Here is a 6,618-nt window from a genome sequence, read left to right on the forward strand (position 1 = left end):
TGATAATAGCTATTGTAGATTTTGTATACCAAAGATTTATGTTTAACAAAGATTTAAGAATGACAAAGCAGGAGATAAAAGAGGAATACAAGCAAGACGAAGGAGATCCTCAGTTAAAATCTAAAATAAAGCAGAGGCAAAGAGAAATATCCACAAGAAGAATGATGCAGGCGGTACCGGATGCCACCTTGGTTGTAACAAATCCTACACATTACGCCGTAGCTTTGAAATACGATGGGGAGGGCATGGAGGCTCCTAAAGTTACAGCTAAAGGAGCGGATTTAGTTGCTTTAAAGATTAAAGAAATAGCTAAGGAAAGTGGAGTTCCCATTATCGAAAACAAACCTTTAGCTAGAAAGATCTATGAAGAAGTGGATGTTGAGAGGGAAATACCTCAAGAAATGTATCAGGCTGTGGCAGAAATATTAGCTGCATTATATAAGCTTAATAAAAAGAAATAAAGGTGGATTGCTTAATGGGGGAAACTAAAAATATAAATTTAAGAAGTAAGTTAGATGTAATAATAGCTTTTGGAGTAATCGGTATAGTACTGATGATAATAATACCGCTACCTCCTGCTGTACTTGATATATTACTGGTTCTGAATATAACCTTTTCCATAGTGATCCTTCTTATAACCATGTTTACTACGGAAGTGCTGCAGTTTTCCATATTTCCTACATTGCTGCTTATCACTACATTATTTAGATTAGGACTTAATATTTCATCTACGAGATTGATTTTAAAAGATGCCAATGCAGGAAGTGTAATCGAAGCCTTCGGAAGCTTTGTTACAGGAGATAACTATATAGTAGGAATAATAATATTTTTAATTATTATAATAATTCAGTTTATTGTAATCACCAGTGGTGCCGGAAGAGTTTCAGAGGTTTCTGCAAGATTCACCTTGGATGCAATGCCTGGAAAGCAGATGAGTATAGATGCAGATTTAAACGCAGGACTCATTGACGAGCTTACAGCAAGGCAGAGGCGAAAGAACCTTCAGGCTGAGGCTGATTTCTATGGGGCCATGGATGGTGCTTCTAAATTCGTTAAAGGGGACGCCATAGCCGGTATAATAATAACTATAATTAATATTATTGGCGGAATTATAATCGGCATAGTAATGCTGAACATGGATGCTAAAAAGTCTATGGAAATTTTCACTACATTAACTATAGGTGATGGACTTGTTAGTCAGATACCTGCTCTTCTTATTTCTACTGCTTCAGGTATTTTAGTTACTAGAGCCGGTAGTGATGAGAATTTAGGAAATCTTCTTGGTAAACAGCTTACTGCTTTTCCTAAGGTTATTGCAATAGCCAGTGCAGTATTATTTTTAATGGCCTTCACTGGTCTTCCAGCAGTTCCTTTCCTAGTGCTCTCTGTAGCGTCAGGGGTTAGCTCTTATCTGCTGTTCAAAGATGAAAAGGAAAAAATGGAGATACAAATGGAAAGCCAGCAGGCTGAGATCACTGAAATAGAAAGAAAAGAACCAGAGAATGTATCAACCTTAATAGCTGTAGAGCCTATGGAAATAGAAATTGGATATGGACTTATCCCTTTAGCAGATGAAGGTACAGGAGGAGACCTTCTTCAGAGAATTGCTTCTGTGAGAAGACAGTGTGCTATAGAAATGGGAATAGTGGTACAGCCTATAAGGATAAGAGATAATCTTCAGCTTAAGAATAATCAGTATGTTATAAAAATAAGAGGAACAGACATTGCATCCTCAGAATTAATGCCAAATATGCTTTTATGTATGGATCCAACGGGAGAAAACTCAGAACTTCCGGGAATAAAAACCATAGAGCCTACCTTCGGACTGCCGGCGGTATGGATAAACAAGGATCAGAGAGAAGAGGCTGAAATTAAAGGGTTAACTGTAGTTGATCCTACTACTGTAATGGTAACTCACTTAACTGAAACCATAAAACTACATTCTTATGAATTATTGGGAAGACAGGAAACAAAACTTATAATTGAAACTACTAAAGAAAAATACAGTGCTGTGGTAGAGGAGCTTATACCTGATCTTATGACTTTGGGAGAGGTGCAGAAGGTACTTCAGAACCTTCTAAGGGAAAAAATTTCTATAAAAGATATGGTTACTATATTAGAATCTCTTGCAGACAATTCAAGGAATACCAAAGATGTAGAGCTTTTAACGGAGTATGTTAGATTTTCACTGGGAAGAAGTATATGCAGCAGTTTTATAGATGAAGACAGAAGCATAACAGTAACTACTGTTCATCCTGATTTGGAAAACCATATTTCTAATAATATTCAAAAGTCTCTTCAGGGAAGCTATGCAGTAATTGATCCTGAAACCACACAAAGAATATTTGAAAATATAAAGTCTGTGGTTGATTCTGTTTACTATAACAATAATCAGCCGGTTATACTGGTATCACCGAAGATAAGACCTGCCTTTAGGAAACTTATAGAAATGGTATTTCCCCATATAGCAGTAATTTCTTTAAATGAGATACCAAATGATATTGAGATAAAGACTGAAGGAGTGGTGACGGTATAGATGGTTATTAAAAAGTATATAGCAAATACTGCCAATGAAGCTATGACACGAATAAAATACGAACTTGGCACTGATGCTATCATAATAAGCCAAAGAAAAATAAGACAGCCGGGAGTTAAAGGGATATTCCTGCCAAAGGTGGTAGAGGTTACTGCTGCTGTTGAAAACCATAACCCTTCGAATGCAGTTAAGAGAAGTCTGGAAGCTATAGAGCAAAAGGCTTTCAGTAATATTGGGAATAGATTTTCTGAAAGAGATGATGAAGTCAAAGAAGCTAACGAAAGCATAAATTCCTTTAATTCAGAAGTTTTAAAAGAGCTTCAGGAAATGAAAAAAGTCTTTAACAAGATTACAAACACCAAAGATCCCATAGAGGCTCTTCTCATGGAAAATGATGTGGAGGAAAATATTGCAGCAGATATAACAGCTCAAGTGAAAAAAGAAAGTTCTTCTGGTGAAAACACCAAAGAAGTTCTTTTAAACATTTTAAAGGATTATATACATATAAATAATGAAGAAATTAAAGGAAATGTGGTTCTTGTTGGGCCTACCGGAGTAGGAAAAACCACTACTATTGCAAAACTGGCAGGAAGACTATCACTTATTGAAAAGAAAAAAGTAGGGCTTATTACTGTAGATACATATAGAATAGGTGCTGTGGAACAGCTTAAAACCTATGCTGAGATAATGAATCTTCCTTTTGCAGTGGTTATTACATTAAAGGAAATGGAAACAGCAGTAGAGTCTATGAAGGATTGTGATGTGGTCTTAATAGACACTACTGGAAGAAGCAGTAAGAATAAAATGCAGATATCAGAGCTAAGGGCTTTTATTCAGAAAGCTGACAGCACTAATATAAATTTGGTGTTAAGCTCTATAACTAAGAGTAAAGATATTTCAAATATTATAGAAGGATACAGAATATTGAACTTTAATAATGTAATCATTACTAAGTTAGATGAAACTAATTCTTATGGAGGATTATTATCTGTGTTAAAGCATTGTAAGACCCCTTTAAGCTTTATCACCACAGGACAGAATGTTCCTGAAGATATAACAGTACCAACGAAAGAAAGGATATCCAAGCTTATTATAGGGGAGGAAAATATATGCTAGATCAGGCTGAGGGGCTAAGACAGTTAGCTATGGGAAATACCTCCTCTCAGAACACTAGAATTATAACTGTAACTTCTGGCAAAGGGGGAGTGGGGAAAAGCAACTTTGTTGTTAATCTCGCTATATCCCTTCAAAAGCTTGGAAAGAAGGTTCTTATATTTGATGCAGATATAGGAATGGGAAATGATGACGTTATAATGGGAATATTTCCTAGGTATAATATTTTTAATGTGATAAACGAAGATATGGATATTTTAGAGGTTATGGCGGAAGGACCAATGGGAGTAAAACTTTTACCCGGAGGTTCTGGAATCAATAGAATTGAAGATCTGAACTCAGATGAAAGAGAAAGATTTTTAAGTAAACTTAATTCTCTTAATAATTTTGACTATATATTTATAGATACCGGAGCAGGGATAAATAGAAGCGTGCTTGCCTTTATCAGCAGCAGTGATGAATTATTTGTGATAACCACTCCTGAACCTACCTCCATAACGGATGCCTATAGTCTGGTTAAGGCTGTAAGTCATTTTAGAATTAAAAATAAGGCTAAGATAATTGTGAATAAAGCTTTTGACTATGAAGAAGCAGGACTGACCTTCAGAAGATTTCAAGGAGCAGCTGATAAGTTTCTGAATATAAAGCTTGAATATTTAGGACCAATTCTTGAAGATAAAAGACTTACGCAATCGGTTAGAAACCAAAAACCCTTAGTGGTGGGATACCCAAACAGCGATGCAGGTAAGGATATTCAAGAAATAGCTAAAGGGCTAATCGGAGAGAAAAATTTAAAAGAGGGAAGCGGAATTCAAAATCTGTTTAAGCGGATATTTAATATATTTTCATAATGGGAGTGAAGGCGATGAAGAAGTTTAAAATAGAATTAAATAACCGATTGGAAGTTATATGGGAAGATAAGATTTATAAAAGCACTGTACAGAACCTTTCAGAAGATTTGTTCAGCATAAGTATACCAATAGTAGAAAGGGAATACCTTCCTATAGAATCTGGAAGTACAGTGGAAATTGTACATTACGACGGAGAAGGAAATATTTATCAATACAAAAGCGATGTAGTAGATAGAATCATTGAAAATAAACTTCCTCAATTAATTCTCAATAAGCCTTTAACTGTAAAAAAGGTGCAGAGAAGAAATTTTGTGAGAGTAAACATGATGCAGTTGATTAAGTATAATAAGATAAACTTCGGCTCTATGGAAGAACTAACAGGAAAAGCTATACTTATCGATTTAAGCGGTGGAGGAATGAAGATTCAGGTTAAAGAGGAACTTCAGAGGGGAGATAATATATCTGCCTTGATCACTTATGAAAATAAAGATTATATGGTTAATGGAGAAATAGTGAGAATAGATTTAACACCGGAAAGACAAAGAATCTGTGGAGTAAGCTTTAGTTCATTAAATGAAAGTACCAGAGAGAACATAATTAAGATAGTTTTTGATGTAATGAGAAAACAAAGAGAACTGTTATAGGGGGGCTTTTCATGGCAATTGCTTCAGCTCTAGAAATTAGAGAAGAAATAGTAAAGAAGTACATACCTCTGGTTAAATATATAGCATCCAGAGTGATTATAGGAAAAAGTAAATATATTGAATATGAGGATCTGGTTAGTTATGGAATGATTGGTCTTATGGATGCTTTAAATAAATTTGATGAGTCTAAAGGTATGAAATTTTCAACTTATGCATCTATAAGGATTAAAGGCTCTATGATTGACCAAATTAGAAAAGACAGTCCTATTTCTAAGGGAGCAATGGACAAGCTAAACAGATATAATGCAGCTGTGGAAAATCTTCAAAGAAAACTGTTAAGGGAGCCCAGCAATTCAGAAATAGCTGAAGAGATGGGACTAAGCTTTAATGAACTTGCTGAAATAGAAAATTACATAAATTACATATCCATTGTATCTTTAGAGGATCTTATATTTTCTGAGGAGGATGACATCCCTCTTATAGGTACTATTGAGGATGATAAAAGTCCATGCCCTGAAAAATACTATGAAGAAAAAGAAGAACTTGAATTTTTAGCTAAAGCTATTGAACTTTTAAATGAAAAAGATAGACAGGTATTAAATCTATATTATTATGAAAGATTTACTTTGAAGGAAATAGGAAAAGTTTTAAATGTATCTGAATCAAGGGTCTGCCAGCTACATAGCAGGGCTATTATCCATTTAAGAACTGCCCTTCAAAAGCTCAAATATACATAATACCGGAGGGAAATATGGTAGTGTTTTTGATTTTAATTGCTGCAGCACTTATATTATTTAACTATAAGGCTGTTATAAAGGAAAATAGCTTTAAAAGCATACTTGATGCAGAAACTTTAGATACAGAGGATTATAAATTAGAGATTATAGCTTTAAGGAAAGAATTTGCAGAAACTGTAATGGAACTGCAGAATGAAATTTTAGCCCTTAAAAATATACCAAGGCATTACGATAATAATAAAGAAGAGGTTCAAGCTTCTATACCAAACAAAATAGAAATCAAAAGTGAGATTGAAGAAAGTGATATAAAACCTTTAGGTGAAAAGATAACCAGCAATAAAGTAATCAGAGTAAAGGAACTTATAGAAAAAGGATTAACTACAGATGAAATATGTGAAGAACTATCTATTGGTAAGGGGGAAGTGCTATTAATAAAAGAATTATATCTAAAATAAAGGAATTTATTTATAAGCTCTGCGACAGAAAAATTCTTTTTGGTATAGGTATAGGGATTATTATAGGTACAGCCTTTATGCTGGGAGTAAAAAGAGAAGCTTCCTTAAGCCCTGCTAAGATAGAAGAAAATGCAAGAGAGCTTGGTATGGAATACCCAGAAGAATTTAGAGTTATTGATAAAAAGGAAGTGGGAAAATGATAAGAGGTTTATATACTGCAGTTTCTGGGCTTATAACTCAGGAAGCAAAGCAGGATGTAATAACTAATAACATAGCAAATGC

The 6,618-nt window shown here is 34.5% G+C and carries 9 protein-coding genes; all 9 read left to right on the top strand.

The genetic code is table 11. The annotated features are described in order from the left end of the window. The coding region (locus TA89_RS04585; RefSeq protein ID WP_040211257.1) for an EscU/YscU/HrcU family type III secretion system export apparatus switch protein at positions 1 to 461 on the top strand (461 nt) is incomplete at its 5' end. 14 nt (positions 462 to 475) lie between these two features. Then, positions 476 to 2,536: a flagellar biosynthesis protein FlhA gene (flhA, locus tag TA89_RS04590; RefSeq protein WP_040211259.1), complete on the top strand. Its 2,061-nt coding sequence runs from the start codon at positions 476 to 478 to the stop codon at positions 2,534 to 2,536. After that, positions 2,537 to 3,652: a flagellar biosynthesis GTPase FlhF gene (gene flhF, locus TA89_RS04595; RefSeq protein ID WP_040211261.1), complete on the top strand. Its 1,116-nt coding sequence runs from the start codon at positions 2,537 to 2,539 to the stop codon at positions 3,650 to 3,652. Then, positions 3,646 to 4,500, top strand: coding sequence for a MinD/ParA family protein (locus tag TA89_RS04600; RefSeq protein WP_040211263.1), 855 nt, complete (start codon positions 3,646 to 3,648; stop codon positions 4,498 to 4,500). The genes flhF and TA89_RS04600 overlap by 7 nt, the downstream gene beginning before the upstream one ends. Before the next feature lie 14 nt (positions 4,501 to 4,514). After that, positions 4,515 to 5,144, top strand: a complete 630-nt coding sequence (locus TA89_RS04605) for a flagellar brake protein (RefSeq protein ID WP_040211265.1) — start codon at positions 4,515 to 4,517, stop codon at positions 5,142 to 5,144. Positions 5,145 to 5,155: 11 nt separating this feature from the next. Then, complete coding sequence (locus tag TA89_RS04610; RefSeq protein WP_040211267.1) at positions 5,156 to 5,881, top strand: FliA/WhiG family RNA polymerase sigma factor; 726 nt, start codon at positions 5,156 to 5,158, stop codon at positions 5,879 to 5,881. A gap of 14 nt (positions 5,882 to 5,895) precedes the next feature. Then, positions 5,896 to 6,336 (top strand): DUF6115 domain-containing protein, encoded by a 441-nt coding sequence (locus TA89_RS04615; RefSeq protein ID WP_040211270.1) that lies wholly within the window; start codon positions 5,896 to 5,898, stop codon positions 6,334 to 6,336. 77 nt (positions 6,337 to 6,413) lie between these two features. Beyond that, complete coding sequence (locus TA89_RS19020) at positions 6,414 to 6,536, top strand: hypothetical protein (RefSeq protein WP_278246208.1); 123 nt, start codon at positions 6,414 to 6,416, stop codon at positions 6,534 to 6,536. Then, the coding region (locus tag TA89_RS17930; protein WP_242850078.1) for a flagellar basal body protein at positions 6,533 to 6,618 on the top strand (86 nt) is incomplete at its 3' end. The genes TA89_RS19020 and TA89_RS17930, both read left to right, overlap by 4 nt.

The organism is Clostridium polynesiense (genome assembly GCF_000820705.1).
GTDB classification, from domain to species: Bacteria; Bacillota; Clostridia; order Clostridiales; family Clostridiaceae; genus Clostridium_AA; species Clostridium_AA polynesiense.

Bases quoted from the DNA above. Each gene is read 5' to 3' on its own strand.
- TA89_RS04610 (WP_040211267.1), top strand. From the start codon at position 5,156: ATGGCAATTGCTTCAGCTCTAGAAATTAGAGAAGAAATAGTAAAGAAG.
- flhF (WP_040211261.1), top strand. From the start codon at position 2,537: ATGGTTATTAAAAAGTATATAGCAAATACTGCCAATGAAGCTATGACA.
- TA89_RS04600 (WP_040211263.1), top strand. From the start codon at position 3,646: ATGCTAGATCAGGCTGAGGGGCTAAGACAGTTAGCTATGGGAAATACC.
- TA89_RS19020 (WP_278246208.1), top strand. From the start codon at position 6,414: ATGCTGGGAGTAAAAAGAGAAGCTTCCTTAAGCCCTGCTAAGATAGAA.
- TA89_RS04605 (WP_040211265.1), top strand. From the start codon at position 4,515: ATGAAGAAGTTTAAAATAGAATTAAATAACCGATTGGAAGTTATATGG.
- flhA (WP_040211259.1), top strand. From the start codon at position 476: ATGGGGGAAACTAAAAATATAAATTTAAGAAGTAAGTTAGATGTAATA.
- TA89_RS04615 (WP_040211270.1), top strand. From the start codon at position 5,896: ATGGTAGTGTTTTTGATTTTAATTGCTGCAGCACTTATATTATTTAAC.